This is a genomic window from Arthrobacter sp. Y3221160 (assembly GCF_059092585.1).
This window is the reverse complement of record NZ_JBNHHU010000001.1, coordinates 1,415,325-1,441,752: the sequence shown is the minus strand read 5'-3', so window position 1 is coordinate 1,441,752 and position 26,428 is coordinate 1,415,325. Positions and strand designations below refer to the sequence as shown.

32 protein-coding genes are annotated in these 26,428 nt (G+C 67.0%); 30 read left to right on the top strand and 2 right to left on the bottom strand.

Features of this window, described 5'->3' with window-relative positions:
* Positions 1–80 precede the first annotated feature (80 nt).
* From AC5RWG_RS06655 to tuf, 18 genes are all read left to right on the top strand, one after another.
* The gene (locus AC5RWG_RS06655; protein ID WP_494166628.1) at positions 81–1,268 is read left to right on the top strand and encodes a 4-hydroxybenzoate 3-monooxygenase; all 1,188 of its coding nucleotides are present in this window, start codon (positions 81–83) and stop codon (positions 1,266–1,268) included.
* 71 nt (positions 1,269–1,339) lie between these two features.
* Positions 1,340–2,185, top strand: a complete 846-nt coding sequence (gene pcaH / locus AC5RWG_RS06650; protein WP_494166627.1) for a protocatechuate 3,4-dioxygenase subunit beta — start codon at positions 1,340–1,342, stop codon at positions 2,183–2,185.
* Positions 2,185–2,757: a protocatechuate 3,4-dioxygenase subunit alpha gene (pcaG, locus tag AC5RWG_RS06645; RefSeq protein WP_494012730.1), complete on the top strand. Its 573-nt coding sequence runs from the start codon at positions 2,185–2,187 to the stop codon at positions 2,755–2,757. The genes pcaH and pcaG overlap by 1 nt, the downstream gene beginning before the upstream one ends.
* A gap of 6 nt (positions 2,758–2,763) precedes the next feature.
* Complete coding sequence (locus tag AC5RWG_RS06640; RefSeq protein ID WP_494075114.1) at positions 2,764–4,200, top strand: lyase family protein; 1,437 nt, start codon at positions 2,764–2,766, stop codon at positions 4,198–4,200.
* Positions 4,197–4,991, top strand: a complete 795-nt coding sequence (locus tag AC5RWG_RS06635) for an alpha/beta fold hydrolase (RefSeq protein ID WP_494166626.1) — start codon at positions 4,197–4,199, stop codon at positions 4,989–4,991. The genes AC5RWG_RS06640 and AC5RWG_RS06635 overlap by 4 nt, the downstream gene beginning before the upstream one ends.
* Positions 4,992–5,035: 44 nt before the next feature.
* The gene (gene pcaC / locus AC5RWG_RS06630) at positions 5,036–5,464 is read left to right on the top strand and encodes a 4-carboxymuconolactone decarboxylase (RefSeq protein WP_494075115.1); all 429 of its coding nucleotides are present in this window, start codon (positions 5,036–5,038) and stop codon (positions 5,462–5,464) included.
* 197 nt (positions 5,465–5,661) lie between these two features.
* Entirely contained in the window at positions 5,662–6,873 is a 1,212-nt protein-coding gene (locus AC5RWG_RS06625) for a thiolase family protein (protein WP_494022485.1), read from the top strand.
* A gap of 12 nt (positions 6,874–6,885) precedes the next feature.
* Positions 6,886–7,575: a 3-oxoacid CoA-transferase subunit A gene (locus AC5RWG_RS06620; RefSeq protein WP_494022486.1), complete on the top strand. Its 690-nt coding sequence runs from the start codon at positions 6,886–6,888 to the stop codon at positions 7,573–7,575.
* Positions 7,572–8,216 (top strand): 3-oxoacid CoA-transferase subunit B, encoded by a 645-nt coding sequence (locus AC5RWG_RS06615; protein WP_494000488.1) that lies wholly within the window; start codon positions 7,572–7,574, stop codon positions 8,214–8,216. Before AC5RWG_RS06620 ends, AC5RWG_RS06615 begins: the two co-directional genes overlap by 4 nt.
* An 8-nt stretch (positions 8,217–8,224) precedes the next feature.
* Positions 8,225–9,016, top strand: coding sequence for an IclR family transcriptional regulator domain-containing protein (locus AC5RWG_RS06610; protein ID WP_494000487.1), 792 nt, complete (start codon positions 8,225–8,227; stop codon positions 9,014–9,016).
* A gap of 67 nt (positions 9,017–9,083) precedes the next feature.
* Positions 9,084–9,815: a class E sortase gene (locus tag AC5RWG_RS06605; protein WP_494166625.1), complete on the top strand. Its 732-nt coding sequence runs from the start codon at positions 9,084–9,086 to the stop codon at positions 9,813–9,815.
* Between the two features lies 1 nt (position 9,816).
* Complete coding sequence (locus AC5RWG_RS06600; RefSeq protein ID WP_494012724.1) at positions 9,817–10,014, top strand: hypothetical protein; 198 nt, start codon at positions 9,817–9,819, stop codon at positions 10,012–10,014.
* A gap of 174 nt (positions 10,015–10,188) precedes the next feature.
* Positions 10,189–11,262 (top strand): LPXTG cell wall anchor domain-containing protein, encoded by a 1,074-nt coding sequence (locus tag AC5RWG_RS06595; protein ID WP_494075118.1) that lies wholly within the window; start codon positions 10,189–10,191, stop codon positions 11,260–11,262.
* Between the two features lie 80 nt (positions 11,263–11,342).
* On the top strand, positions 11,343–13,397 hold the full coding sequence (locus tag AC5RWG_RS06590; protein ID WP_494075119.1) for an acyltransferase family protein: 2,055 nt from the start codon (positions 11,343–11,345) through the stop codon (positions 13,395–13,397).
* Positions 13,398–13,697: 300 nt separating this feature from the next.
* Complete coding sequence (gene rpsL, locus AC5RWG_RS06585; RefSeq protein WP_493979224.1) at positions 13,698–14,072, top strand: 30S ribosomal protein S12; 375 nt, start codon at positions 13,698–13,700, stop codon at positions 14,070–14,072.
* Positions 14,072–14,542 carry a 30S ribosomal protein S7 gene (gene rpsG, locus AC5RWG_RS06580; RefSeq protein WP_127511056.1) on the top strand — a complete coding sequence of 157 codons (471 nt, stop codon included), beginning with the start codon at positions 14,072–14,074 and terminating at the stop codon, positions 14,540–14,542. Before rpsL ends, rpsG begins: the two co-directional genes overlap by 1 nt.
* A gap of 64 nt (positions 14,543–14,606) precedes the next feature.
* Positions 14,607–16,721 carry an elongation factor G gene (fusA, locus tag AC5RWG_RS06575; protein ID WP_494000482.1) on the top strand — a complete coding sequence of 705 codons (2,115 nt, stop codon included), beginning with the start codon at positions 14,607–14,609 and terminating at the stop codon, positions 16,719–16,721.
* Between the two features lie 237 nt (positions 16,722–16,958).
* Entirely contained in the window at positions 16,959–18,149 is a 1,191-nt protein-coding gene (tuf, locus tag AC5RWG_RS06570; protein ID WP_493940539.1) for an elongation factor Tu, read from the top strand.
* Between the two features lie 148 nt (positions 18,150–18,297).
* On the opposite strand, the gene AC5RWG_RS06565 is transcribed toward tuf, so the two are convergent.
* A complete protein-coding gene (locus AC5RWG_RS06565; protein WP_494000481.1) occupies positions 18,298–18,678 on the bottom strand; it encodes a VOC family protein in 381 nt (126 codons plus the stop codon).
* A 116-nt stretch (positions 18,679–18,794) separates the two neighbouring features.
* Between AC5RWG_RS06565 and AC5RWG_RS06560 the strand changes: the two genes are divergently transcribed.
* Complete coding sequence (locus AC5RWG_RS06560) at positions 18,795–18,929, top strand: hypothetical protein (RefSeq protein ID WP_494000480.1); 135 nt, start codon at positions 18,795–18,797, stop codon at positions 18,927–18,929.
* A 37-nt stretch (positions 18,930–18,966) separates the two neighbouring features.
* Here the strand turns inward: AC5RWG_RS06560 and AC5RWG_RS06555 are convergent, their stop codons facing one another.
* Positions 18,967–20,478, bottom strand: a complete 1,512-nt coding sequence (locus AC5RWG_RS06555; protein ID WP_494075228.1) for a glycoside hydrolase family 1 protein — start codon at positions 20,476–20,478, stop codon at positions 18,967–18,969.
* Positions 20,479–20,956: 478 nt separating this feature from the next.
* Here AC5RWG_RS06555 and rpsJ point away from each other — a divergent pair, with 478 nt between their 5' ends.
* From rpsJ to rpsQ, 11 genes are read left to right on the top strand one after another with little or no spacing between them, the layout of a single operon-like run.
* Positions 20,957–21,265, top strand: coding sequence for a 30S ribosomal protein S10 (gene rpsJ / locus AC5RWG_RS06550; RefSeq protein WP_003803825.1), 309 nt, complete (start codon positions 20,957–20,959; stop codon positions 21,263–21,265).
* A 13-nt stretch (positions 21,266–21,278) separates the two neighbouring features.
* On the top strand, positions 21,279–21,932 hold the full coding sequence (gene rplC, locus AC5RWG_RS06545) for a 50S ribosomal protein L3 (RefSeq protein WP_493979219.1): 654 nt from the start codon (positions 21,279–21,281) through the stop codon (positions 21,930–21,932).
* Positions 21,933–21,936: 4 nt separating this feature from the next.
* The gene (rplD, locus tag AC5RWG_RS06540; RefSeq protein ID WP_494000478.1) at positions 21,937–22,554 is read left to right on the top strand and encodes a 50S ribosomal protein L4; all 618 of its coding nucleotides are present in this window, start codon (positions 21,937–21,939) and stop codon (positions 22,552–22,554) included.
* The gene (gene rplW / locus AC5RWG_RS06535; protein WP_493941555.1) at positions 22,551–22,856 is read left to right on the top strand and encodes a 50S ribosomal protein L23; all 306 of its coding nucleotides are present in this window, start codon (positions 22,551–22,553) and stop codon (positions 22,854–22,856) included. The genes rplD and rplW overlap by 4 nt, the downstream gene beginning before the upstream one ends.
* Before the next feature lie 30 nt (positions 22,857–22,886).
* Positions 22,887–23,726: a 50S ribosomal protein L2 gene (gene rplB, locus AC5RWG_RS06530; RefSeq protein ID WP_493979217.1), complete on the top strand. Its 840-nt coding sequence runs from the start codon at positions 22,887–22,889 to the stop codon at positions 23,724–23,726.
* Between the two features lie 12 nt (positions 23,727–23,738).
* Positions 23,739–24,020, top strand: a complete 282-nt coding sequence (gene rpsS, locus AC5RWG_RS06525) for a 30S ribosomal protein S19 (protein ID WP_074701289.1) — start codon at positions 23,739–23,741, stop codon at positions 24,018–24,020.
* Between the two features lie 38 nt (positions 24,021–24,058).
* Positions 24,059–24,424, top strand: coding sequence for a 50S ribosomal protein L22 (gene rplV, locus AC5RWG_RS06520; RefSeq protein ID WP_136784918.1), 366 nt, complete (start codon positions 24,059–24,061; stop codon positions 24,422–24,424).
* Positions 24,425–25,258 carry a 30S ribosomal protein S3 gene (gene rpsC, locus AC5RWG_RS06515; RefSeq protein ID WP_494000477.1) on the top strand — a complete coding sequence of 278 codons (834 nt, stop codon included), beginning with the start codon at positions 24,425–24,427 and terminating at the stop codon, positions 25,256–25,258.
* Positions 25,259–25,675, top strand: coding sequence for a 50S ribosomal protein L16 (gene rplP, locus AC5RWG_RS06510; RefSeq protein ID WP_493979215.1), 417 nt, complete (start codon positions 25,259–25,261; stop codon positions 25,673–25,675).
* A 2-nt stretch (positions 25,676–25,677) separates the two neighbouring features.
* Positions 25,678–26,022 carry a 50S ribosomal protein L29 gene (gene rpmC / locus AC5RWG_RS06505; RefSeq protein WP_493979214.1) on the top strand — a complete coding sequence of 115 codons (345 nt, stop codon included), beginning with the start codon at positions 25,678–25,680 and terminating at the stop codon, positions 26,020–26,022.
* Positions 26,019–26,318: a 30S ribosomal protein S17 gene (gene rpsQ, locus AC5RWG_RS06500; RefSeq protein WP_494000476.1), complete on the top strand. Its 300-nt coding sequence runs from the start codon at positions 26,019–26,021 to the stop codon at positions 26,316–26,318. Before rpmC ends, rpsQ begins: the two co-directional genes overlap by 4 nt.
* Positions 26,319–26,428 lie beyond the last annotated feature (110 nt).

The window sequence follows — 26,428 nt, the reverse complement described above, 5'->3', positions numbered from 1 at the left end:
AGAACGCCGGGGCGGAATCCGTGTCGCCGGGCTCACACTGGTGAAGAGACGGCTTCCTCTTCGACCCAGGAGACTTACCCATGGCGCAACCGCAGATCATCAAAACCAAGGTAGGAATCGTCGGCGGGGGACCGGCCGGCCTGATGCTCAGCCACCTGCTGGCCCGGCACGACATCGACAACCTCGTGGTGGAATCCCGTGACCACGACACCATCCACAACACCCACCGGGCCGGCATCCTGGAGGCGGGCTCGGTCGAGATGCTCACCGACACCGGCGTCGACGGCCGGGTGCTGACCGAGGGCGACGAGCACGCCGGCATCGATCTGCGCTTCAACGGAGAGTCGCATCCGCTGGACTTCAAGGACCTCGTGGACGCCACCGTGACCCTGTACGCCCAGAACGAGGTGTTCCTGGACCTGGCCGCCGCCCGCAGGCGCGACGGCGGCGACGTGCGCTTCGAGGCCGAGGTCACCGAGGTGCTGGACCTGGAGACCACCACGCCCAAGTTCAGGTTCACGGACAAGGACGGCGCCGCCTTCGAGGTGCACTGCGACATCCTGGTGGGTGCCGACGGCTCCCGCAGCTTCTGCCGCCGCGCGGTGAAGGGGGAGCAGGACTACAAGATCGAGTATCCGTTCGCCTGGTTCGGCATCCTGACCGAGGCCCCGAAGAGCGCCCCGGAACTGATCTACGCGAACTCGCCGCACGGCTTCGCGCTGATCTCCCAGCGCAGCGAGACCGTCCAGCGCATGTACTTCCAGTGCGATCCGGCCGAGAACGTGGACGACTGGAGCGACGACCGGATCTGGGCGGAACTGCAGAAGCGGGTCGACGGGCCCGACGGCTTCCAGTTGAAGCAGGGACCGATCTTCGACAAGACCGTGCTGGCCTTCCGCTCCTTCGTGCGGGAACCGCTGTCCCACGGGCGCATGTTCCTGGCCGGCGACGCCGGACACACGGTGCCGCCCACCGGCGCCAAGGGCCTGAACCTGGCCTTCGCGGACGTCAAGGTGCTCTTCGAGGCCATCGACTCGTTCTACTCCACCGGCAGCGACGCACTGCTGGAGGGCTACTCCGACCTGGCGCTGCAGCGGGTTTGGAAGGCGCAGAACTTCTCCTACTGGATGACCAGCATGCTGCACACCCGCACCGATGCCTCTCCCTTCGAGACCAAGCGTGCCCTCGGCGAACTGGCCACCGTGACCGGTTCCCGCTTCGGGCAGCAGTACCTGGCCGAGTCCTACACGGGCTGGCCGCACAAGTGACCGCTGCGCCCGCACCACGCCGGGCGCGCAAACCCTTAAACCATCCACAGCCACAACGGAAAGGAGTCCCGATGAGCGACGCACAAGCTCCGGACGAGGCTTTCGAGGACGAGACGTTTGACGACAGCCACCTGCTGGACCCTGCCGCCACCGCGGATTCGCAGGAGAAGATCAGCCAGGAAATTGCCGACAGCCACGAGGCGTACCGCAAGAGCGTGGAGGCCGGCGGCGCCGGAGAGACGCAGCCGCGCATCGACTTTGCGCCGTACCGCTCCTCGCTGCTGCGCCACCCCACCAAGGACCTGCACCACGCGGACCCGGAGACCATCGAGCTGTGGAGCCCGGCCTTCGGCGAGCGTGACGTGCACGTCCTGGAGTCGGACCTGACCATCCAGCACAACGGCGAGCCGATCGGCGAGCGGATCATCGTGCAGGGCCGTGTCCTGGACGGCGACGGACGCCCGGTGCGCAACCAGCTGGTGGAGGTCTGGCAGGCCAACGCCGCCGGCCGCTACGTGCACAAGCGCGACCAGCACCCGGCCCCGATCGACCCGAACTTCACCGGCGTGGGCCGCTGCATCACCGGGCCCAACGGCGAGTACAAGTTCACCACCATCAAGCCGGCCCCCTACCCGTGGAAGAACCACCACAACGCCTGGCGCCCGGCACACATCCACTTCTCGCTGTTCGGCACCGACTTCACCCAGCGCATGATCACCCAGATGTACTTCCCGGGCGACCCGCTGTTCCCGCTGGATCCGATCTACCAGTCGATCACCGACCCGGCGGCCCGCGACCGCCTGGTCGCCACCTACGACCACTCGGTCACCAGCCACGAGTGGAACACCGGCTACCGCTGGGACATCGTCCTTTCCGGCAGCAACCGCACCTGGATGGAAGAAGGCGAGGAGCACTGATGAGCGAGTCCACCACCAAACTGGTGCCCACCCCGGGCCAGACCATCGGCCCGTTCTACGGCTTCGCGCTGCCCTACGAGAAGGACAGCCAGCTGGTCCACCGCGCGCACCCCGGCGCCATCCGGCTGCACGGCGTGGTCTACGACGGCAACGGCACCGTGATCCCCGACTCCATGCTGGAGATCTGGCAGGCCGACGAGCACGGCAAGATCTCCCGCGAAACCGGTTCCCTGGTCCGCGACAACCACACCTTCACCGGCTTCGGCCGCGTGGCCGTGGACAACGTGGGCCACTACACCTTCACCACGGTCAACCCGGGTGCCACCGAGCCGGGCAAGGCCCCGTTCATCTCCCTGGTGGTCTTTGCCCGCGGCCTGCTGAACCGGCTGTTCACCCGGATCTACCTGCCGGAGGACACCGAGGCGCTGGCGAACGACCCGCTGCTGTCCTCGCTGCCGGAAGAGCGGCGGAACACGCTGATCGCAGAGCGCGAACCGAACGGCGACCTCCGCTTCGACATCCGGCTGCAGGGTGACGGCGAGACCGTCTTCCTGACCTACCCGGGGATTTAGGCCTGTATGAATCCGGCGGACCACGCTGATTTCGGGCTGCTGTCTCCGGCCTCGGCCGGGACAGCAGCGTCCCGTTTAACCAGCGACTACCAATTCATCCAAGCCATGCTCGACGTGGAGCTCGAATGGACCCGCGTGCTGGCCGACGCCGGCCGGGTGGCCGCCGAGGCCCTCCCGGCCGTCGAGCGGGCCTCGCGCGCCGACCTCTACGACGCCGCGGGGCTGGCCGAGCGGGCCCAGGGCGGCGGCAACCCGGTCATCCCGCTGCTGGCCGACCTGCGGGCGGAGATCAGGAAGCACGACCCGGCCGCCGTCCCGGCGATCCACCGGGGCGCCACCAGCCAGGACATCCTGGACAGCGCCCTGATGCTGATGGCCCGCCGCGCGCTGGCCGGGATCGTCACCGACCTCAAGTCCGCCGCCGCGGCCCTGGGCCGGTTGGCGGACGAACACCGCTCCACCGTCACGGTGGCCCGCACCCTGACCCAGCATTCGCTGCCGTCGACGTTCGGGCTCAAGGCGGCCAACTGGCTCTCCGGCGTCGCCCAGGCCGGCGTCCGGCTGGAGCGGGTGGCCGGCGGACTGCCGCTGCAGTGGGGCGGCGCGGCCGGCACCATGGCGGCGCTCACCGACCTGGCCGACCTGCCCGCCCGCCCGGCGGCGGAGGGCACCGGGCAGGACGACGACGGCGGTGCGCTGGCCTTGGCGGCCCGCCTCGCCGGGCGGCTGGGGCTCGCCGATCCGCTGGCACCGTGGCAGACCAACCGGCTGCCGGTCACCGCGCTGGCCGCCGCGCTGGCCGACGTGCTGGCGGCCGCCGGCAAGGTCGCCAACGACGTGCTGCTGCTGAGCCGGCCCGAAGTGGGCGAGGTCTCCGAACCCGCCGCCGACGGCCGCGGCGGCTCCTCGGCGATGCCGCAGAAGCAGAATCCGGTGCTGTCCGTGCTGATCCGCAGCGCCGCCCTCGCCGCCCCCGGGCACCTGGCCCAGGTCCAGGCCGCCGCGGCCGGGGCGGTCGACGAGCGGCCGGACGGCTCCTGGCACGTGGAGTGGCAGGCGCTGCGCCAGTTGCTCCGGCTCGCCGGCGGCGCAGCCGCCAAGCTGGCCGAACTCTCCGAGGGCCTGGTGGTCCGCCCGGAGAAGATGCGCCGGAACCTGCAGATCACCGGCGAGCTGGTGGTCAGCGAACGCGTCATGGCCACGGTGGCGCCGATGCTGGACGGCGGAACCCCCGGCGCCGGCAAGGCGAAGGTCCAGAGCCTGGTCAACCAGTCGCTCGCCGGCCAGGGCAGCCTGTCGCAGCTGCTGCGCGAAGCCGTGCCCGGCGACGTCCTCTCCGACACGGCGCTGGCCGAACTGCTGGACCCGGCCGGGTATACCGGCCAAAGCAGCGGCCTGATCGACCGGATCACGTCCCACTACGCAGAATGGAGCCATTCGTGACCGTTCCCGACATCACCCCCACCCTCCTGTCCGAGGGCAAAGGCAGGCCGGTGCTGCTGGCCGGCGCCGGACTGGGGACCGGCGCCAAGGCGCTCTGGGCCGACGCCGTGGAGCACCTGCAGGACTTCCAGGTGGTGGGCGTGGACCTGCCCGGCCACGGGGCCAGCCCGGCCTCGACCGGACCGTACACCATGGCCGAACTCGGCCAGGCGGTCGTGGCGATGCTGGACAAGCTGCGCGAAGCCGGCGACATCGACCCCGGCACCAAGGTGTACTTTGTCGGCGTCTCGATGGCCGGTGAACTGGCCCTGCAGCTGGGCCTGGACCACCCGGACCGCTTCGCCGGCCTGGGCGTGGTCTGCTCCGCCGCCAAGATCGGCGAAGCGGCCGCGTGGCTGGAACGCGCGGACACCGTGCGCCAGGCGGGAACGCCCACGATGGTCACCGGCTCGGCGCAGCGCTGGTTCGCCCCGGGCTTCATCGAGAAGCACCCCGAGCGCGCCACCCGGCTGCTGCACACCCTGCAGAACGCGGACCGCTTCGCCTACGCCCACGCATGCGAGGCCCTGGCCGGCTTCGACGTCCGCGAGCGGCTCGGCGACATCACCACTCCGGTGATTGCCGTCGCCGGGGCGCTCGACCAGGTGTGCCCGCCCGGGTTCGCCGAAGCAGTGGCCGCCGGCGTGCAAAAGGGCAGCTCCGCCGTCGTCGACGGCGTGGCCCACCAGGCGCCCGCCGAGGCACCCGCGGAAACCGCCGCGCTGCTGCGCGATTTCTTCCTGGCCGCCTGAAACCGCAGCCGGACCGATGACTGAACAACCAAGGAGTACACGCCGTGAGCGATAACCGCACCTTCGATCCTGCCCAGACCCAGCAGGAAGTGTACGACGAGGGCATGGCCGTGCGCCGGCAGGTGCTCGGCGATGCCCACGTGGACCGCGCGAACAGCTCGATCGATGAGTTCACCCAGGACTTCCAGGAACTGATCACGCGCTACGCCTGGGGGACCATCTGGACCCGGGAGGGGCTGCCGCGCACCACGCGCAGCGCCATCACGCTCACCGCCATGATCGCCAAGGGCCACTGGGAGGAATTCGCCATGCATGTCCAGGCGGCGCTGACCAACGGCATGACCCGCGACGAGATCAAGGAAGTCGTGCTGCAGTCGGCCATCTACTGCGGCGTCCCGGACGCCAACGTCGCGTTCAAGGTGGCCAAGGGCGTCTTTGCCAGCCTTGACGAGGATCACAAGGGCTCGATATAGTTCATATAACGTACATGCGTTCGTGTAGCGAACACTTCGGCAGGAACGGAAGCGCCCGCGACGGTTCCCGCCGAAACGGTATGTTCCGCGCGGACCCCCGTGTCGACGGAGCGGTCCGGTCCGGCCTGAGCGCCGGGCCGGGCCGTTTGCTGTAACCCAAAGGCGCACCCCGGAAGTGCGCCGCGAAGGAGCCTCGAATGAACCAGGCATATCTGTATGACGCCGTCCGCACCCCCTTCGGCAAGTTCGGCGGTGCGCTGGCCGGCGTCCGCCCGGACGACCTGGCGGCCGAAGTCGTCAAGGCGGAAGTTTCCCGCGCCCCGGGCCTGGACCCGGAACGCATCGACGAGGTGATCTTCGGCAACGCCAACGGCGCCGGGGAAGAGAACCGGAACGTGGCGCGCATGGCCACGCTGCTGGCCGGCCTGCCCACCTCGATCCCGGGAACCACCGTGAACCGGCTGTGCGGGTCCAGCCTGGACGCCGCCATCATCGCCTCCCGGCAGATCAACGCCGGCGAAGGCGACCTGGTGCTGATCGGCGGCGTCGAGTCGATGAGCCGGGCGCCGTGGGTGCTGCCAAAGACCGAGAAGCCCTACCCGGCCGGCGACATGACCCTGGCGTCCACCACCCTGGGCTGGCGCCTGGTGAACAAGAAGATGCCGCGGGAATGGACCGTCTCCCTGGGCGAGGCCACCGAGCAACTGCGCGAGCGCCACGGCATCAGCCGCGAACGGCAGGACGAGTTCGCCGCCGCCTCGCACCGCCTCGCCGACGAGGCCTGGAACGCTGGCAAATACGACTCGATGGTGGTGAAGGTTCCGGGCACCGACCTGATCCGCGACGAGTCCATCCGCCCCACCAGCACCGTTGACGTCCTGGCCGGGCTGAAGACCGTCTTCCGGCCGGCGGGCGAGGGCCCCGAGGGCGGCACGGTCACGGCCGGCAACGCCTCGCCGCTGAACGACGGCGCCTCCGCGGCGTGGCTGGGCAGCGAGGCCGCCGCCGGGCTGCTGGGAACCGGGCCGCTCGCCCGGATCGCCGGCCGCGGCGCCTCCGCCCTGGAGCCGCAGTACTTCGGGTTCGCGCCGGTGGAGGCCGCCAACCAGGCCGTCCGGCGGGCCGGTATCGGCTGGTCCGACGTCGCCGCCGTCGAGCTCAACGAGGCCTTCGCGGCGCAGTCGCTGGCGTGCATCGACAACTGGGACATCGACCCGGCGATCGTGAACGCCTGGGGCGGGGCCGTGGCCATCGGCCACCCGCTGGGCGCCTCGGGCATCCGCATCCTCGGCACGCTGGCCCGCCGGCTGCAGGAATCGGGCGACCGCTGGGGCGTGGCCGCCATCTGCATCGGCGTGGGCCAGGGCCTCGCCGTCGTGCTGGAAAACGTCAACTCAACCAAGAACTAAGGAGGTAAGCGGGTGCCTACATTCGCTGCTACTGCCCGGGACGCCGTGGCCGGCATCCAGGACGGCGCCACGGTGCTGATCGGCGGCTTCGGCAACGCCGGCCAGCCGATGGAGCTGATCGACGCGCTGATGGACTGCGGCGCCACCGACCTGACCGTGGTGAACAACAACGCCGGGCAGGCGGACGCCGGCCTGGCGCTGCTGATCAAGGAGCGCAGGGTCAAGAAGATCATCTGCTCCTTCCCGCGCCAGTCCGACTCCTGGCACTTCGACACCGCCTACCGCGCCGGCGAAATCGAACTGGAACTGGTGCCGCAGGGCAACCTGGCCGAACGCATCCGCGCCGCCGGCGCCGGGATCGGCGCCTTCTTCACGCCCACCGGCTACGGCACCATGCTGGCCGAGGGCAAGGAGACCCGGATGATCGACGGCCGCGGCTACGTGCTCGAGACGCCGATCCACGGCGACGTCGCGCTGATCAAGGCGCTGACCTCCGACCGGAAGGGCAACCTGGTCTACCGCAAGACCGCCCGCAACTTCGGACCGATCATGGCCGCCGCCGCCAAGAAGAGCATCGTGCAGGTCTCCGGCATCGTGGAGACCGGCCAACTGGATCCCGAGGTCATCGTGACTCCGGGCATCTACGTGGACACCGTCGTCGAAATTGCGCCGCAGGCCGCAGAGGGAGAGGCAAACCAGTGAGTGAGAAACTCAGCCGCGAAGATCTGGCCAGGCTGGTGGCCCGGGACATCCAGCCCGGTTCCTTCGTTAACCTCGGCATCGGCCAGCCGACGTCGGTCTCCAACTACCTGACCGCCGAGCAGGACATCACCCTGCACACCGAAAACGGCATGCTGGGCATGGGCCCGGAGGCGCAGGGCGACCAGATCGACCAGGACCTGATCAACGCGGGCAAGGTCCCGGTCACCGAGGTGCCGGGCGCGTCCTACTTCCACCACGCCGACTCCTTCGCCATGATGCGCGGTGGCCACCTGGACGTCTGCGTGCTCGGCGCGTTCCAGGTCTCCGCCACCGGCGACCTGGCCAACTGGCACACCGGCGCACCCGACGCCATTCCCGCCGTCGGCGGCGCGATGGACCTGGCCACGGGGGCCAAGGACGTCTACGTGATGATGTCCCTGTTCACCAAGGACGGCAAGCCGAAGCTGGTGCCCGAATGCACCTACCCGCTCACGGGAGTGGGCTGCGTCACCCGCGTATACACTAATGACGCGGTCTTCCTGATTACCGAGGAAGGCGTGCGTGTGCGCGAGACGTTCGGAACCACGCTTGAGGAATTGCAGTCCAAGATGGACATCAAGCTGCTTCCGCCCACCGAGTAAAAGGAACCATGACCGAGACCAAGACGCCGGGCGACCAGTTCGTCCAGTCGCTGGCCCGCGGATTGACCGTGATCAGGGCCTTCGACGCCGACAACGTCACCATGACGCTCAGCGAGGTCTCCAAGAGGACCGGCCTGACCCGTGCCACCGCGCGGAGGTTCCTGCACACCCTGGTCGACCTGGGCTATGTGCGCACCGACGGCCGCGTCTTCGAACTCACCGCTCTGGTGCTCCAGCTGGGGTATTCCTACCTCGCCGGGCAGAGTCTGCCCCAGCTGGTGCAGCCACTGCTGGAAGAGCTTTCCGCGGAGCTGCATGAATCCACCTCCGCGTCGATTCTCGACGGCGATGAGATCGTCTACATCGCCCGCATCCACACCCGGCGGATCATGACCGTGGGCATCATGGTGGGCACGCGTTTCCCCGCCTACGCCACGTCCATGGGCCGCGTGCTGCTCGCCGGCCTGCCCGCCGGCCGGCTGGAGGACTATCTGGCCTCGGCCGAGCTGAAGCCGTTGACGTCACGGACCATCTCCGACCCGGACAAGCTTCGGGCGGAGCTGGACAAGGTGCGGAGCCAGGGATGGGCCCTGGTGGACCAGGAACTGGAGATCGGCCTGCGCTCGGTGGCCGTTCCGGTCCTGCATCCGGACGGGTCCGTGGCCGCCGCCCTGAACATGTCCATGCAGGCATCGCTGGCAGACGGCACCCGGGACGTGGACGCCGTCGTCGCGGAAGCCCTGCCGAAGCTGCAGGCCGTCGCCGCCAAGGTCACTGACGCGCTGCGCGCCCAGCAGTAGGTCCCGAAGGCGGGCGCGCCGGCCCCGCCGCCGGCAGGAATCGAGTTCCCCAGGGAGGATTGCGTACATGGGAAAACGTCAAACCATGGTTTCGCTCCGGGCCGCCTCCGGCCTGGCGGGCGAACTGCTCGTGACCCTGGGCGCCATCGTCCTCCTCTACGTGATCTGGCAGCTGTGGTGGACCAACCTGGACGCCCGGGCGGCGCAGCAGGACGCGGTCAGCGCCCTGTCCCGGCAATTCGAAGGCCCCGCCGTGACGGCCGCCGCCGAGGACTTCGGGCCACCGCAGACGGGCGGGCAGCCCCGGGACGGCGAGACCTTCGGGATCGTCTACGTCCCGCGCTTCGGCGATGACTTCACCGTGCCGGTCTCGGCGGGGGTGGGTCCCGAGATCCTCGATTCGCTGGGGCTGGGCATGTACGACGGCACGGCGATGCCGGGGGAGGTCGGAAACTTCGCGGTGGCCGGCCATCGCCAGACCTACGGCAAGGTCCTCGACAACATCGACGCGCTCCGGCCCGGGGACCGCATCCATGTGCGCACTGCCAACGGGTACTTCACCTACGTCTTCGAGGAGCACACCATTGTGACGCCGGACCGGACGGATGTACTGCTGCCGGTGCCGGAAAAACCAGGGGCCGAACCTGTCAGGGCGATGATGACCCTGACCACCTGTCATCCACGGTTCGGCGACCGGGAGCGGTACATCGCGTACGCCGCGCTGGAATCATGGCGCCCCGCCGAGGCGGGACCGCCTGCCGACATCGCCGGCCTGGTCGCCGCGCAGGCAGGAACCTGAGGTGTACGCCTGGATCTTCCGCAACCTGCCCGGCCCGTTCGCCGTGCGGATCCTGCTGTCGCTGATGCTGCTGGCGGCGGTCGTCCTGGTGCTCCTGGAGTTCGTTTTCCCGTGGATCAGTTCCCTCGGGCTGCTGGAAGGCGAGGCAACACTCAGCCAGGGCCGGGCAGACGGCGGGGCCGGGGAGCGGTCAGGGTAGGACGACCCGTGTTGCCGCGGACCCGGCAGGCGCGCCGGATTAGCGGATGTGACCTGCATCATTTATATTTCTGCAAGGGCCGGTAATTGCCGGCCGACGCAGGGCACCGAAGCAATCGGATCGGCGCGATCTCCGCCCTGCCAGGACAGCCGAGTTGGGGACAGGACATTTCACGTGACATCACGACTGCGCGCTGCGCTGCTCACCGGCACTGTTGCCGCCGCTCTCGCCCTGGGCAGCGTTCCCGCCCACGCCGGCAGCCAGGATCCGGCCGGGCAGCCGGGCCCGATCCCCGGTGACACCGCTCCCGAGCCCGGCCCGCACGCGGTTGCCGTAGGGACGGTTGGGTCGGAAGCCGCCGCGGGCGCGCCGGTTGAAGAAGCTGCCGCTGCCGAGCCGGTTCAGGCGGCGCCGGAAGAGGTTATGGCTGACGCCGTGGTCACCCTGCTGGTCGAGGCTCCCGCGGATACCGACGGCGTGCCGTCGGACGGCGCCGTCGGCACCGACGGGGCTGCGGGCGAATCCCCCGCCGGCGGCGCAGCGGCGGCCTCCGCTGAAGATGTCCCGGCCGAGGACTCAACTCCGGCACCGGAAACCATACCCACTTCTCCCGCCGCCGATCCGTCCGCCCCTGCCGTGGAGCCCCCCACGGAGGCTGCGCCCGCACCCGCAGCTCCTCCGGCGGCAAAACCCGCTCCCGTGATCGAGCCGATTGTGGTGGGCGGACGTACCCTGACCCACAGGGACTTCAACATCCCGGATGACATCGCCGCCGGCGACGAGGAAACCGTCATGCGCTGGATGGAAGAGAACATGGACCTCGTGCTCGAGTCCGAGGGCATGACGTACCTGATGAACCTCATCATGGAGTACCTCATGGCGGGCGACCTGGACGGCCTGGCCGCGCTGATCCGCGAAATGAGCGCCTCCGATCCTGCAGCGGGGGAGGAGCTCATCCTGTGGATGTACGAGATGTTGGACGGAATTGGTGAATGGCCGGGCGGCTTCGGCGAGTGGCCGGTTGTCGATGAGCCCGGACCGGAGCAACCCGCCAAGGAACCTGCGGCAGTTATCATCCCGGCCTCGCAGCCCCAGCCGGCAGCGCCGTCGAACGTGCTGCCGGCGGCCGTCCCGGCCGGCGCGCTGGCAGACACCGGGGCCGCCGGCACCGCCTGGCTCGCCTCGGGCGGAGCGGGCCTGTTGATGCTCGGCTCGGCCCTCCTCTGGTGGCGGCGCCGCACAGCCTGAGGTAGCCGGCCCGGTCCTGCACCCGGGCGTTCACCCCGCCGCCAACTGTCGTTGACCTTGGCATGGCTGAATGTCCTGCGATGGATCCTGAGACAACGCCGCGGCGGAAATTCCTGCCCGAAATCCAAGCCCTGCGCGCCCTTGCGGTGCTGTTGGTGGTGGCCTACCACCTGGAGCCGCGCTGGCTGCCCGGCGGCTACGTCGGAGTGGACGTCTTCTTCGTCATCTCCGGCTTCCTGATCACCGGCCACATGCTCCGCGAGGCGGCGGCCACCGGCACGCTGTCCCTGAGGTCATTCTGGGCCGCCCGCATCCGGCGCATCCTGCCCGCGGCGCTGCTGACCATTGCCGTCGTCCTGGCGGCCACGCTGGCGCTGCTGCCCATGAGCCAGTGGGAGCGCATCGGGGGCCAGGCCCTGGCCTCCACCCTCTATGTCCAAAACTGGGTCCTGGCCGCCGACTCCGTCGATTACCTGGCCGCGACCGAGACGCCGACGCCGCTCCAGCACTTCTGGTCCCTGGCCGTCGAGGAACAGTTCTACCTGCTGTGGCCGCTGCTGGTCCTGCTGGCCGTCTTCGCGGCGCGCCGAACGCGGCGGCGTCGCCGGGGGATCGCAGCCGCGATCTTCGCCGCCGTCGTCGCGGCGTCGCTGGCCTATGGCATCTGGGCCACCGCCGGCGGCAGCCCGGCCGCCTACTTCATCACGCCCACCAGGATCTGGGAACTCGGGCTGGGCGGGCTGCTGGCCGCCCTGCACCGGGACACGCGCCGCTGGCCGTACCTGCGCAGCCTGCTGGCGGCAGCGGGCCTGGCCGCCATCACGGCCTCGGCGTTCCTCTATAACGCGAGCACGCCTTTTCCCGGGGCGGCGGCCCTGCTCCCGGTGCTGGGCACCATGGCCGTCATCGCTGCCGGACGGACCGGCGGGCCGCTGTCCCTGCACCGCCTGGTGGACTGGCGGCCTGTCCAATGGACGGGGAATGTCTCCTACTCGCTCTACCTCTGGCACTGGCCCCTGATCGTGTTTTTCACCATCCTGGCGGATCGGGAACCCGGGCCGCTCACCAGCCCGCTGCTGTTGGCCTGTTCCTTTGGCCTGGCCGCCCTGAGCTACTACTTCGTGGAGACACCGGTGCGACGCTTTGGCTGGTTCAGCGCCAACTCCTGGCGGCCGCTCGCCGCAGGCGCCGCGGCCACCGCGCTGGTCGGCACGCTGGCCTTCGTGCCGGCCAACCAGCAGGAACGCATCCTGGCCCAGCGGGCCGAGGCGACGTCCGCGCTGCTGGCCGCCCCGCCGCCCGGCTTCGGCGTCGCCTCGATCACGGAGGACGGTCACCGCGCCTTCGCCACCGAGACCCCGTTGGTGGTCCCGGATCCCGCCCGGGCCGGAGCCGACCAGTCCGGCCTCGGCGATTGCGCCGTCACCTCGATGGCGGCCGAAACCAAGGAATGCACCTACGGGGACCCGGAGGGGGACTTCACCCTGGCGCTGGTGGGAGACTCGCACGCGGGCCAGTGGTTCAAGGCCTTGGAGCCTGTCGCCAGTGAGCGGGGGTGGCGCCTGCTGACGTACATCCATCATTCCTGCCCGTTCAACGCGGAGCAGCGCAAGCTGGAAGCCAAGGGGGAGTCCGTCTGCCGCGGGCCCAACGAACAGACCATGGAACGGCTGACCCGCGGCGGCGTGGACGCGGTCCTGACCTCGTACTACGCGGAGTCCTCCTTCGTGGACTCGGGCACCGGCCAGCGGCCCGGCGCGGCGGGCTTCGCCGAGTACTGGAACGAACTCGCCGACGCCGGCATCGACGTGTACGCGCTCAAGGACACGCCCCGCCCGCGTGAGGGCGCGGTCGCCCGGGACTGCGTGGCGGTGAACTACGAGGACCCGGCCGAATGCGGCCAGTCGCGCAGCGACGGCCTCGACGGGAAGGACCTCACCGAGGATGCGGCCATGCTGGCCCCGCGGGCGCGGGTCATCGACCTGTCGGCGCACTTCTGCGACCGGGAGACCTGCCCGGCGGTGATCGGCAACGTCCTGGTGTACCGGGACCTCAACCACGTCTCCGGCACCTACATGAAAACGCTGGCCCGGCCGCTGGAAACGGCCTTGCTGCTGGCGATGGAACGGCCGTGACGCCGCGGCCGGCCCGCCGTGCAGCAACCGTTGGGCAGCCGCCGGGCCACCGCGTCGTGCGCGACCCGCATACTCTGCTAGACTTATGTTCGATTGTTTTTGTGTGGCAGTGGATGAAGGCCGTTTCGGATGATAACGGAACGGGGCCTGTTTCCGGTTCGCGGGGTTCTTGCGCGGAGAATGCCACACTTTTGCACGCCTACGGTCGCTTCGATTCCGCAGCGGGTGCGAAGACGACCGACAGTGCCTGGCCCTGCATGACAGACGGGGCAAAGCCCAAGAAAAACGGAGAACACGAAAGTGCCTACGATTAACCAGCTGGTCCGCAAGGGCCGCTCACCCAAGGTCAATAAGACCAAGGCGCCTGCCCTGAAGGGCAGCCCGATGAAGCGCGGCGTTTGCACCCGCGTTTACACCACCACCCCGAAGAAGCCGAACTCCGCGCTCCGTAAGGTAGCCCGCGTCAAGCTCGCCGGCGGCATCGAAGTGACTGCCTACATCCCCGGTGTGGGCCACAACCTGCAGGAACACTCCATCGTGCTGGTGCGCGGCGGCCGTGTGAAGGACCTGCCCGGTGTCCGCTACAAGATCGTCCGCGGCGCCCTCGACACCCAGGGTGTCAAGAACCGCCAGCAGGCCCGCAGCCGCTACGGCGCGAAGAAGGAGAAGAAGTAATGCCCCGTAAGGGTCCGGCCCCCAAGCGGCCGCTCGTAGTTGATCCGGTACACGGCTCGCCGCTGGTTACCCAGCTGATCAACAAGGTTCTCGTTGATGGCAAGAAGTCCACCGCGGAGCGCATCGTGTACGGTGCCCTCGACGGTGTGAAGGCCAAGTCCGGCGGCGATCCCGTTGCCGCCCTCAAGAAGGCCATGGACAACGTCCGCCCGACCCTGGAGGTCCGGTCCCGCCGCGTCGGCGGCGCCACCTACCAGGTTCCGGTCGAGGTCAAGCCGGGCCGTGCTACGGCCCTGGCCCTGCGCTGGCTGGTCGGCTACTCGAAGGCCCGCCGCGAGAAGACGATGACCGAGCGTCTCATGAACGAGATTCTGGATGCGTCAAACGGTCTCGGTGCCGCTGTGAAGCGTCGCGAAGACACCCACAAGATGGCCGAGTCCAACAAGGCCTTCGCCCACTACCGCTGGTAAAGAGTCGATACGACGACGGCGCCAACCGCCGTCGTCGTATCCCTCACCTACAAAGGGAGACATTGTGGCACTGGACGTGCTAACCGACCTCACGAAGGTCCGCAATATCGGCATCATGGCCCACATCGATGCCGGCAAGACCACCACTACCGAACGCATCCTGTTCTACACGGGTGTGAACCACAAGCTCGGCGAAACTCACGACGGTGCGTCGACCACTGACTGGATGGAACAGGAAAAGGAACGCGGCATCACCATCACCTCCGCCGCGGTGACTTGCTTCTGGAACCAGAACCAGATCAACATCATCGACACCCCGGGCCACGTGGACTTCACTGTGGAGGTGGAGCGTTCGCTGCGCGTCCTCGACGGTGCCGTTGCTGTCTTCGATGGTAAGGAAGGCGTGGAGCCGCAGTCGGAGACTGTGTGGCGCCAGGCCGACAAGTACGAAGTTCCGCGTATCTGCTTCGTCAACAAGATGGACAAGCTCGGCGCCGACTTCTACTTCACGGTAGACACCATCATCAAGCGCCTGGGCGCAAAGCCGCTGGTCATGCAGCTGCCAATCGGCTCCGAGAACGACTTCATCGGCGTCGTCGACCTGATGACCATGAAGGCACTGGTATGGGAAGGCGACGCCAAGGGCGACGTCACCATGGGTGCTGCCTACGAGACCCGGGAGATCCCCGCGGACCTGCAGGCCAAGGCCGAGGAATACCGCGCGCAGCTCGTTGAGACCGTGTCCGAGTCCTCGGACGAGCTCATGGAGAAGTACCTCGAAGGCGAAGAGATTTCGATCGACGAGCTGAAGGCCGGCATCCGCAAGATGGTCGTCAACTCGGAGATCTACCCGGTCTTCTGTGGTTCTGCCTTCAAGAACCGCGGTGTGCAGCCGATGCTCGACGCAGTCATCGACTACCTGCCGTCCCCGGTCGACGTTCCCTCGATGGTCGGTCACGACCCCAAGAACGAGGAAATCGAACTGACCCGCAAGCCGAACGAGGAGGAGCCGTTCTCGGCCTTGGCCTTCAAGGTTGCGGCGCACCCGTTCTTCGGCCAGCTGACCTTCATCCGGGTCTACTCGGGCAAGGCCACTTCCGGTACGCAGTTGCTGAACACCACCAAGGGCAAGAAGGAGCGCATCGGAAAGCTGTTCCAGATGCACGCCAACAAGGAAAACCCGGTGGAAGAGGTGCACGCAGGCCACATCTACGCGGTGATCGGCCTGAAGGACACCACCACCGGCGACACCCTGTCGGCCGTCGATGCACCCATCGTGCTCGAGTCCATGTCCTTCCCGGAGCCGGTGATCTTCGTGGCCATCGAGCCGAAGACCAAGGGCGACCAGGAAAAGCTCTCCACGGCGATCCAGAAGCTCTCCGCCGAGGACCCGACGTTCACCGTTTCGCTGAACGAAGAGACCGGCCAGACCGAAATCGGCGGCATGGGCGAGCTGCACCTGGACATCCTGGTGGACCGCATGCGCCGCGAATTCAAGGTCGAGGCCAACGTGGGCAAGCCCCAGGTTGCCTACCGTGAAACCATCAAGAAGGCTGTCGAAAAGGTCGACTTCACCCACAAGAAGCAGACGGGTGGATCCGGCCAGTTCGCGAAGGTCCAGGTCTCCTTCGAGCCGCTGGACACCAGCGACGGCACCTTCTACGAGTTCGAGAACAAGGTCACCGGTGGCCGTATTCCGCGCGAATACATCCCCTCGGTCGACGCTGGCATCCAGGATGCCATGCAGCTCGGCATTCTGGCCGGCTACCCGCTGGTCGGTGTCAAGGCCATCCTGCTCGACGGCGCATACCACGACGTCGACTCTTCGGAAATGGCCTTCAAGATCGCTGGTTCCCAGGTCTTCAAGGAAGGCGCACGCCGCGCCAACCCGGTCCTGCTCGAGCCGCTGATGGCCGTCGAGGTACGTACCCCTGAGGAATACATGGGCGACGTGATCGGCGACCTGAACTCCCGCCGTGGACAGATCCAGTCCATGGAGGACGCTAGCGGCGTGAAGGTTGTGCGCGCTAACGTTCCGCTTTCCGAAATGTTCGGCTACATCGGCGACCTGCGTTCCAAGACGCAGGGCCGCGCGGTGTACTCGATGCAGTTCGAAAGCTACGCTGAGGTCCCGAAGGCTGTTGCCGACGAGATCATCCAGAAGACGCGCGGCGAGTAAACCCCAGGGTGGCGGGTCCTTATCCGTAAGGATCCGGCACGCCGTGCAGGCGGCCGGTCGGCTCACGCAGCCGGCCGCAGGCACAACCCACTGACGGAACCGCGCAAGTTTTTGCCGGTACCTGACGGAACCAGTAATTTCACCAAATACAAAAGCCCGAAGTAGACTTGTTCAAGTTTCGGCCGTGACAATCGCGTCCGAAGAGCAAATCTTCTCAACACGTTCTAGGAGGAACCCGTGGCGAAGGCAAAGTTCGAGCGGACTAAGCCGCACGTCAACATTGGCACCATCGGTCACGTTGACCACGGTAAGACCACGTTGACCGCTGCCATTTCCAAGGTGCTTGCTGACAAGTACCCCGATCTCAACGAGCAGCGTGACTTCGCAGCTATCGACTCTGCCCCGGAAGAGCGCCAGCGCGGCATCACCATCAACATCTCGCACGTCGAGTACCAGACCGAGAAGCGCCACTACGCACACGTGGACGCCCCCGGCCACGCCGACTACATCAAGAACATGATCACCGGTGCCGCCCAGATGGACGGCGCAATCCTGGTGGTTGCCGCGACTGACGGCCCGATGGCCCAGACCCGCGAGCACGTTCTGCTGGCCCGCCAGGTTGGCGTTCCGACGCTGCTGGTGGCCCTGAACAAGTCGGACATGGTTGAGGACGAGGAACTGCTCGACCTGGTCGAAATGGAAGTCCGTGAGCTGCTCAGCTCGCAGGAGTTCGATGGCGACAACGCACCGGTCATCCGCACTTCCGGCCTGAAGGCCCTGGAAGGCGACGCCCAGTGGGTCAAGTCCGTCGAGGACCTGATGGACGCCGTTGACGAGTACATCCCGGACCCGGTCCGCGACAAGGACAAGCCGTTCCTGATGCCGGTTGAAGACGTCTTCACCATCACCGGCCGCGGCACCGTGGTGACCGGCCGCGCCGAGCGCGGTACCCTCGCCATCAACTCCGAGGTCGAGATCGTCGGCATCCGCCCGGTCCAGAAGACCACGGTTACCGGTATCGAGATGTTCCACAAGCAGCTCGACGAAGCATGGGCAGGCGAGAACTGTGGCCTGCTGCTGCGCGGTATCAAGCGCGAAGACGTGGAGCGCGGCCAGGTTATCGTGAAGCCGGGTTCGATCACCCCGCACACCGATTTCGAGGCCAACGTCTACATCCTGTCCAAGGATGAAGGCGGCCGCCACAACCCGTTCTACTCGAACTACCGTCCGCAGTTCTACTTCCGCACCACCGACGTGACCGGCGTTATCACCCTCCCCGAGGGCACCGAAATGGTCATGCCGGGCGACAACACTGAGATGACCGTTGAGCTCATCCAGCCGATCGCCATGGAAGAGGGCCTCGGCTTCGCTATCCGTGAAGGCGGCCGCACCGTTGGTTCGGGCCGCGTCACCAAGATCACCAAGTAACTCTGTGATCTGCTGACCGGAGGTTTCCGGTCGGAGGCAGGAGAACCCCCGCCGTCTCAGGACGGCGGGGGTTCTTTCTTTTAATGATGCGCCGGGTGTGATGCTGCGCGCACGCTCCGGGCGCGCCTTCGGTCATGGTCCTTCCGTTTTAGATGTTCTGGTGCAGGCAGAGAATGTTGCCCTCCGTGTCCGGGAACCAGGCGCAGCGCTGGTGGCCGGTCACCGCGATGTGGTTCTCGGTCTTGAGGCCCGGCAGGTCGTAGTCCGCGAAGTCGACGCCGCGGCCGGCCAGTTCGGACATCTCGGTTTCCAAATCGGCCACCTCGAAGCTGATCGAGGTGTGGTCCGACGTGTCTGCGTCCGGTCGGACGATGAGTTCTACCGCGGTGGAACCGTCGCTGGAGAAAAGGAACGAATCCTCTCCGAGCGGGCCGGCCGGCTGCAGGCCTAGGGAATCCTGGTAGAACGCGCGCGCCCGGTCCATGTCCTTCACGGGCAGGACCGTCGTCATGGTTTTGGTGCTGAGCATGGTTGTCCGGCTTCCTGGGAGCATCTGCGGTGGACACTCCCAGAATAGTCTCGGCCGGGGCCCCGGGAACTGGCGGACGGGCACGAATTTTGACCGCCGACCAGTAGGATCAGACCATGGAATGGCTGATCGTGTGGATCGTCCTGGGCCTGGTTGCCGCGGTGGTCGGGGCGGTGTCCTGGGGCAGGCGGTACTTCCGCCACGAACTGGACCGTGCCCGCCGCATCCGGCGCGCCGACGGCGGGCGGTAGCGAAGCGCCGGGGACCGGCGAACGCGCCGGCGGGCCGTCAGGCCTGACCCGGTGCTGCCACCGCCGGCTCGGTCTGCCCGGCCGCCTCGCCGGCACCGGCACGAGTGCGGCGCGCGGCCACATCCTTCAGCCAGTGGAAGGACGCCTTGCGGATCCGCTGCTGGGTGGCGAAGTCCACGTACACCAGGCCGAAGCGCTGGCTGTATCCGGCCGCCCATTCGAAGTTGTCCATCAGCGTCCACACGTAGTAGCCGCGCAGGTCGATGCCGGCTGCGGGCCCGTCCGGCGCCGTCGCGGTGAGCGCGGCCTCCAAATGCGAGGCCAGGTAGTCGATCCGCCGCACGTCGGCGACCGACGGCTTCTTGGTCAGCGCGTCGCGGACCACCACATCCTTGAAGCTGGCGCCCCCCTCGGTGATGTAGACCGGCGGCAGATTGGGGTAACGCCCGGCCATCTGGGCCAGGGCGACCTGCAGGTAGTCGGGTGCCACGGGCCAGCCGAATTCTGTCCGGTCATACCCCGGCCACGCGGCCAGGTGGAACGGCAGCTCGCCGCCCTGCTCCCAGAGCAGCTCGGGCAGGCCGTCGGGGATCGCCTCCGGCCCGGTCAGCGGCCCCGGGCCGATGCCGATCCTGGTGGGGAAGTAGTAGTTCAGCCCGTAGAAGTCCAGCGGCTGGCTCATCACCGCCAGGTCCTCGTCCGGAATCTCGCGCAGGTACTGGAGTGCGGGCTTGAGCACCGGGTTGAACGTTGGGTAGCGGCCCAGCAGCACCGGGTCCGAAAACATGCCGTTGTGGAGCACGTCGTACAGTTCCACCAGCACATCGTGGGCCAGCCCGTCCTTGGCGCCCACCACGGGGGAGTAGACGTTCGTGATGCCCGCATCGCCCGTGATCCCGCCGGCCCGCAGGGCCGAGAGGCTGAGTCCGTGCGCGAGGATGAGGTGGTGCGCGGCCGGCAGGGCGTCGAAAAGCCCGGCCTGGCCGGGAGCATGGACGCCGAGGCCGTAGCCGTTGAGGGTGACGGTGGTCGGCTCGTTGATCGTGACCCAGCGGTCCACCCGGTCGCCGAACTTGTCCGCGGCGATCGCCGCGAAGTCGGCGAGCCGGTACGCGGTATCCCGGTTGAGCCAGCCGCCGCCGTGCTCCAGCGGCAGCGGGGTGTCCCAGTGGTAGAGCGTGCACATCGGGGAGATGCCCCGGGCCAGCAGTTCATCCAGCAGGCGGTCGTAGAAGTCGATGCCGCGCTGGTTGACCGGCCCCTGTCCGCCGGGCTGGATCCGTGGCCAGGACAGCGAGAACCGGTACGAGTCAACGCCGAGCTCGGCCATCAGCGCGACGTCTTCCGGCATCCGGTGGTAGTGGTCGCAGGCCGCGTCCGCCGTCGCGCCGCCGGCAATCCGCCCGGGCTCGTGCGAAAACGCGTCCCAGCCGGAGGGTCCTCGGCCGTCCTCGGCCACGGCGCCCTCGATCTGGAATGCCGCCGTCGCCACTCCCAGGGTAAAGTCGGACGGGATCATTGCCGCCAGGCGCCCGCTGTCCATTGCCATTCGCTGCTGTCCTCCTGAAACCTGGTCTCCCGTGTGCGGCGCCCGCAGGAGCGGGCTGGCACCAGCATCGCACTGCCGGCTGGTCCGCGCCATAGCATGGCGGCGGGGGAGCGGGCACCGGCCCGGGGGCCGATTCGCAATCAGGGCCGAAGTCTGCCACACTAGATGAGTTGTTCAAGCGCTTTTGCATGTCTTCGTGCGAAGCTGGGTCCCGCCCGGGATAATGCCCGGGGCAGGGTCAGGCTCCACGGATTTCAAAGAAGCCCAAATATAACCCACCCTCCATTTTGAGCGGGCGGAGTGCGCAGAATGTTCGCGACACGCCCGACCGCGGGGGTCGGAGCCTCAGCAGGGTGAGGAACCCGGATTTATCCGGATTCAGTCTGCCGGAGGAGCGCCAGGCCAGGAGCGATCCAGCCGTCGGGGCGCATCAGGAGAAAGTCAACAGAGCAGCACTGAGAAAGAGAGCGGAGACGCCATGGCGGGACAGAAAATCCGCATCCGTCTGAAGTCATATGACCATGAGGTCATTGATGTTTCAGCACGGAAGATCGTTGAGACGGTCACGCGTGCAGGCGCAACGGTAGTGGGCCCCGTGCCGCTGCCCACCGAGAAGAACGTGTACTGCGTTATCCGGTCGCCGCACAAGTACAAGGACAGCCGGGAGCACTTTGAAATGCGCACCCACAAGCGGCTGATCGACATTATCGATCCCACGCCCAAGGCCGTCGATTCGCTGATGCGGCTCGACCTGCCGGCGGACGTGAACATCGAAATCAAGCTGTAGGGGAGTGAGTATTTTGTCTACCACTACACGCCAAGTAAAGGGACTGCTGGGCACCAAGCTCGGCATGACCCAGGTCTGGGACGAGAACAACCGGCTCATCCCGGTCACGGTCGTCAAGGCCGACTCCAACGTCATCACCCAGCTGCGCTCTGCGGACGTCGACGGCTACACCGCCGTCCAGATCGGCTACGGCCAGATCGACCCGCGCAAGGTGACCAAGCCGCTGGCCGGCCACTTCGAGAAGGCCGGGGTTACCCCGCGCCGCCACGTGGTTGAGCTGCGCACCGCCGATGCCGGCTCCTACGAGCTGGGCCAGGAACTCTCCGTGGAACTGTTCGAGACCGGCCAGAAGGTCGACGTCGTCGGAACCACCAAGGGTAAGGGCTTCGCCGGTGTCATGAAGCGTCACGGCTTCGCCGGTGTGGGTGCCTCGCACGGCGCGCACAAGAACCACCGCAAGCCCGGTTCCATCGGTGGCGCGTCCACTCCGGGCCGCGTTTTCAAGGGCATGCGCATGTCCGGCCGCATGGGTGCCGTCCGCCAGACCACGCTGAACCTGACGGTTCACGCTGTGGACACCGAGAACTCGCTGCTCTTGATCAAGGGTGCCGTTCCCGGTGCCCGCGGCTCGGTCGTTCTCGTCCGTTCCGCTGTGAAGGGAGCCTAGTTCAATGGCCAACACGCTCAAGGTTGACCTGCCTGCAGAGATCTTCGACGTCCAGACCAACGTGCCGCTGCTGCACCAGGTCGTCGTCGCCCAGCTCGCTGCTGCCCGGCAGGGAACCCACAAGACCAAGACCCGCGCCGAGGTTTCCGGTGCCGGCCGCAAGCCGTTCAAGCAGAAGGGCACCGGCCGCGCCCGCCAGGGTTCGATCCGCGCCCCGCACATGACCGGCGGCGGCGTCGTGCACGGCCCGACCCCGCGCGACTACAGCCAGCGCACCCCCAAGAAGATGAAGGCCGCTGCCCTGCGCGGCGCCCTCTCGGACCGGGCACGCAACGGCCGCATCCACGTCGTGGAGGCACTGGTTGCCGGCGACAAGCCGTCCACCAAGGCCGCTACCGAGGCCCTGCGCGCCATCACCGACCGCAAGAACCTGCTCGTAGTCATCGAGCGCGCCAACGATGTGGCGGCCCTGAGCCTGCGCAACATCGAGGCTGTTCACACCATTTACGTGGATCAGTTGAACACCTACGACGTGCTCGTTTCCGACGACGTGGTCTTCACCCAGGCCGCCTACGAGGCATTCATAGCAGCTAAGGCAACTGCCAAGGAGGACGCCAAGTGAGCGCGACCACCACAAAAGATCCCCGCGACGTGATCCTTGCTCCCGTCGTTTCGGAGAAGAGCTACGGCCTGATCGACGAAGGTAAGTACACCTTCCTGGTCGACCCCCGCTCGAACAAGACCGAGATCAAGCTGGCCGTGGAGAAGATTTTCTCCGTCAAGGTCGACTCGATCAACACCATCAACCGTGCCGGAAAGCGCAAGCGGACCAAGTTCGGATGGGGACAGCGCAAGGACACCAAGCGCGCAATTGTCACCCTGAAGGAAGGCACAATCGACATCTTCGGCGGTCCGCTTTCTTAAGCGGAGACCACTTTAACGAGGAAATGAACTATGGGAATCCGTAAATACAAGCCGACTACACCGGGCCGTCGCGGCTCGAGCGTAGCCGACTTCGCTGAAATCACGCGATCGACGCCGGAAAAGTCGTTGCTGCGCCCGCTGACCAAGTCAGGTGGACGTAACAACTCCGGCAAGATCACTACCCGCCACAAGGGCGGCGGACACAAGCGCCAGTACCGTCTGATCGACTTCCGTCGCCACGACAAGGACGGCGTGCCCGCCAAGGTCGCTCACATTGAGTACGACCCGAACCGCACCGCGCGGATCGCCCTGCTGCACTACGTTGATGGCACCAAGCGCTACATCCTGGCTCCGGCCAAGCTGAAGCAGGGGGACACGGTCGAGGCCGGCGCCAGCGCCGACATCAAGCCGGGCAACAACCTGCCGCTGCGCAACATCCCCGTCGGTACGGTCATCCACGCCGTGGAGCTGCGCCCGGGCGGCGGTGCCAAGATGGCCCGCTCCGCCGGTGCCTCCGTGCAGCTGGTGGCCAAGGAAGGCAAGTACGGCCAGCTCCGGCTGCCGTCCGGCGAAATCCGCAACGTTGATGTGCGCTGCCGCGCAACCATCGGCGAGGTGGGCAACGCCGAGCAGTCCAACATCAGCTGGGGCAAGGCCGGCCGCATGCGCTGGAAGGGCGTCCGCCCGACCGTCCGCGGTGTGGCCATGAACCCGATCGACCACCCGCACGGTGGTGGCGAGGGCAAGACCTCCGGTGGCCGTCACCCGGTCAACCCGAATGGCAAGCCCGAGGGCCGCACCCGCCGCCCGAACAAGGAAAGCGACCGCCTGATTGTGCGTCGCCGTCGTACTGGCAAGAACAAGCGATAGGAGCCTGGGAACATGCCACGCAGCCTGAAGAAAGGCCCCTTCGTCGATCAGCACCTCTTCGTGAAGGTAGCTGCAGAGAACGAAAAGGGCACCAAGAACGTCATCAAGACGTGGTCCCGCCGTTCGATGATCGTGCCCGACATGCTCGGACACACGATTGCCGTACACGACGGACGCAAGCACATCCCGGTGTTTGTCACTGAGTCGATGGTCGGGCACAAGCTCGGCGAATTCGCCCCGACGCGGACCTTCCGCGGCCATGTGAAGGACGACCGCAAGGGCAAGCGCCGCTAGGCGCTGCTCTTACGGCAGAAGACGAGAGAAGGAAAGCAATGGAAGCCAAGGCTATTGCGCGCCATATTCGCGTGACGCCTATGAAGGCCCGGCGCGTCGTCAACCTTGTTCGTGGCAAGCAGGCGAATGAGGCTCTGGCAATTCTGAAGTTTGCCCCGCAGGCAGCTTCGGAGCCGGTCAGCAAGGTACTCGCGTCGGCAGTCGCCAACGCCCGCGTTATCGCGGACCGCGACGGCGTCGCCTTTGACGAGAGCGACCTGTACATCAGCGAAGCATTCGTAGATGAAGGCCCCACCATGAAGCGGTTCCAGCCGCGCGCCCAGGGGCGTGCCTACCGCATCAAGAAGCGGACCAGCCACATCACGCTTGTTGTCGCTACCCCGGAGAAAGAGGAGGACCAGTAAGTGGGACAGAAAGTAAACCCGCACGGATTCCGACTCGGTATCACCACCGACCATGTCTCCCACTGGTTCGCTGACAGCAACAAGGCCGGCCAGCGCTACAAGGACTTTGTCCGCGAGGACGTGAAGATCCGCCAGCTGATGTCCACGGGCATGGACCGCGCGGGCATCGCGAAGGTTGAGATCGAGCGTACCCGTGACCGCGTGCGTGTGGATATCCACACCGCCCGCCCCGGCATCGTGATCGGCCGCCGCGGCGCCGAAGCAGACCGCATCCGCGGCGAGCTGGAGAAGCTCACCGGCAAGCAGGTGCAGCTGAACATCCTCGAGGTCAAGAACCCGGAGATCGAAGCGCAGCTGGTTGCCCAGGGCATCGCCGAGCAGCTGACCTCCCGCGTGGCCTTCCGCCGCGCCATGAAGAAGGCCATGCAGTCCGCCACCCGCGCCGGCGCCAAGGGCATCCGTGTCCAGTGCTCCGGTCGCCTCGGCGGCGCCGAAATGAGCCGTTCGGAGTTCTACCGCGAAGGCCGTGTGCCCCTGCACACGCTGCGGGCGAACATCGACTACGGCTTCTTCGAGGCCAAGACCACGTTCGGCCGCATCGGCGTCAAGGTCTGGATCTACAAGGGCGACGTGACCGCGAAGGAACTGGCGGCCCAGCAGGCTGCCGCTCCGTCCTCGCGTGGCCGCGGCGACCGTCCGGGCCGCCCTGCCGGTGGCGAGCGCCGTCGTCGTAATGACCGTGCTGCCGCTCCCGCCGCAGGCGAGGGCGCAGCCAAGGCCGAGGCACCTGCCGCTGAGGCAGCAGCGCCGGCGGCAGAAGGAGGAGAAGCTTAAATGCTTATCCCACGTCGAGTTAAGTTCCGTAAGCAGCACCACCCGGGTCGTTCCGGCGCTGCTTCCGGCGGCACCGAGGTCAGCTTCGGCGAGTGGGGTATCCAGGCTCTGACGCCGGCATACGTCACCAACCGCCAGATCGAAGCGGCCCGTATTGCGATGACCCGCCACATCAAGCGTGGCGGCAAGGTTTGGATCAACATTTATCCGGACCGCCCGCTGACCAAGAAGCCGGCCGAAACCCGCATGGGTTCCGGTAAGGGTTCGCCGGAATGGTGGGTCGCCAACGTCAAGCCGGGACGGGTTCTGTTCGAACTGTCCGGTGTCAATGAAGAGGTAGCTCGCGAGGCCCTGCGCCTGGCGATCCACAAGCTGCCGTTGAAGGCACGCATTGTGCGTCGCGAAGGTGGTGAATAGAAATGGCAGTTGGTTCAAAGGAACTGGCAACCGATCAGCTCGAGACTTTCGATAAGGACCGTCTCGCAGAGGAGCTGCGCAAGGCCAAGGAGGAGCTGTTCAACCTCCGTTTCCAGTCCGCCACCGGTCAGCTGGAAAACCACGGCCGCCTGAAGGCCGTCAAGCGGGACATCGCGCGCATCTACACCGTGCTGCGTGAGCGCGAGCTGGGCATTCGTCCCGAGGTCGTTGCTTCTGCGGAGGCTCCGGTCGAGGAGAAGAAGGCCAAGAAGGCTAAGAAGTCTGACAAGGCCGAAGCCGAAACCGCCGGGACCGAAACCCCCGCTTCGGAGGATGAGGCCAAGTGAGCGAAAACACGAACAAGGATGCAACTGTGGAAGAAGCCACTCCGGCTCGCGGTTACCGTAAGACCGCCCGCGGCTACGTCGTCTCGGACAAGATGGAAAAGACCATCGTGGTCGAGGTTGAGGACCGCGTGAAGCACGCGCTGTACGGCAAGGTGATCCGCCGGACCGAGAAGCGCAAGGCCCACGACGAGCAGAACTCCGCCGGCATCGGCGACCTGGTTCTGATCGCCGAGACCCGGCCGCTGTCCGCCACGAAGCGGTGGCGCCTGGTCGAGATCATCGAAAAGGCCAAGTAGGACCTACGTCCTGCGCGGGGCCCGCCTGCCGAGCGGGCGGGCCCCGCACCCATAAGTTTCCCTTCCGGCACAAGAGGATCCCGGTCCGCCGGAGCAGCCGGAAGGGTTTG

What these genes read in the sequence shown, in the direction of transcription:
- rplB (WP_493979217.1), top strand. Translation starts at nt 22,887, where the DNA reads ATGGGAATCCGTAAATACAAGCCGACTACACCGGGCCGTCGCGGCTCG.
- AC5RWG_RS06640 (WP_494075114.1), top strand. Translation starts at nt 2,764, where the DNA reads ATGAATCCGGCGGACCACGCTGATTTCGGGCTGCTGTCTCCGGCCTCG.
- rplD (WP_494000478.1), top strand. Translation starts at nt 21,937, where the DNA reads ATGGCCAACACGCTCAAGGTTGACCTGCCTGCAGAGATCTTCGACGTC.
- AC5RWG_RS06625 (WP_494022485.1), top strand. Translation starts at nt 5,662, where the DNA reads ATGAACCAGGCATATCTGTATGACGCCGTCCGCACCCCCTTCGGCAAG.
- AC5RWG_RS06590 (WP_494075119.1), top strand. Translation starts at nt 11,343, where the DNA reads ATGGATCCTGAGACAACGCCGCGGCGGAAATTCCTGCCCGAAATCCAA.
- rpsJ (WP_003803825.1), top strand. Translation starts at nt 20,957, where the DNA reads ATGGCGGGACAGAAAATCCGCATCCGTCTGAAGTCATATGACCATGAG.
- AC5RWG_RS06560 (WP_494000480.1), top strand. Translation starts at nt 18,795, where the DNA reads ATGGAATGGCTGATCGTGTGGATCGTCCTGGGCCTGGTTGCCGCGGTG.
- rpmC (WP_493979214.1), top strand. Translation starts at nt 25,678, where the DNA reads ATGGCAGTTGGTTCAAAGGAACTGGCAACCGATCAGCTCGAGACTTTC.
- AC5RWG_RS06555 (WP_494075228.1), bottom strand. Translation starts at nt 20,478, where the DNA reads ATGGCAATGGACAGCGGGCGCCTGGCGGCAATGATCCCGTCCGACTTT.
- AC5RWG_RS06655 (WP_494166628.1), top strand. Translation starts at nt 81, where the DNA reads ATGGCGCAACCGCAGATCATCAAAACCAAGGTAGGAATCGTCGGCGGG.
- rplP (WP_493979215.1), top strand. Translation starts at nt 25,259, where the DNA reads ATGCTTATCCCACGTCGAGTTAAGTTCCGTAAGCAGCACCACCCGGGT.
- pcaG (WP_494012730.1), top strand. Translation starts at nt 2,185, where the DNA reads ATGAGCGAGTCCACCACCAAACTGGTGCCCACCCCGGGCCAGACCATC.
- rplV (WP_136784918.1), top strand. Translation starts at nt 24,059, where the DNA reads ATGGAAGCCAAGGCTATTGCGCGCCATATTCGCGTGACGCCTATGAAG.
- rpsS (WP_074701289.1), top strand. Translation starts at nt 23,739, where the DNA reads ATGCCACGCAGCCTGAAGAAAGGCCCCTTCGTCGATCAGCACCTCTTC.
- AC5RWG_RS06610 (WP_494000487.1), top strand. Translation starts at nt 8,225, where the DNA reads ATGACCGAGACCAAGACGCCGGGCGACCAGTTCGTCCAGTCGCTGGCC.
- pcaH (WP_494166627.1), top strand. Translation starts at nt 1,340, where the DNA reads ATGAGCGACGCACAAGCTCCGGACGAGGCTTTCGAGGACGAGACGTTT.
- rpsG (WP_127511056.1), top strand. Translation starts at nt 14,072, where the DNA reads ATGCCCCGTAAGGGTCCGGCCCCCAAGCGGCCGCTCGTAGTTGATCCG.
- AC5RWG_RS06605 (WP_494166625.1), top strand. Translation starts at nt 9,084, where the DNA reads ATGGGAAAACGTCAAACCATGGTTTCGCTCCGGGCCGCCTCCGGCCTG.
- AC5RWG_RS06565 (WP_494000481.1), bottom strand. Translation starts at nt 18,678, where the DNA reads ATGCTCAGCACCAAAACCATGACGACGGTCCTGCCCGTGAAGGACATG.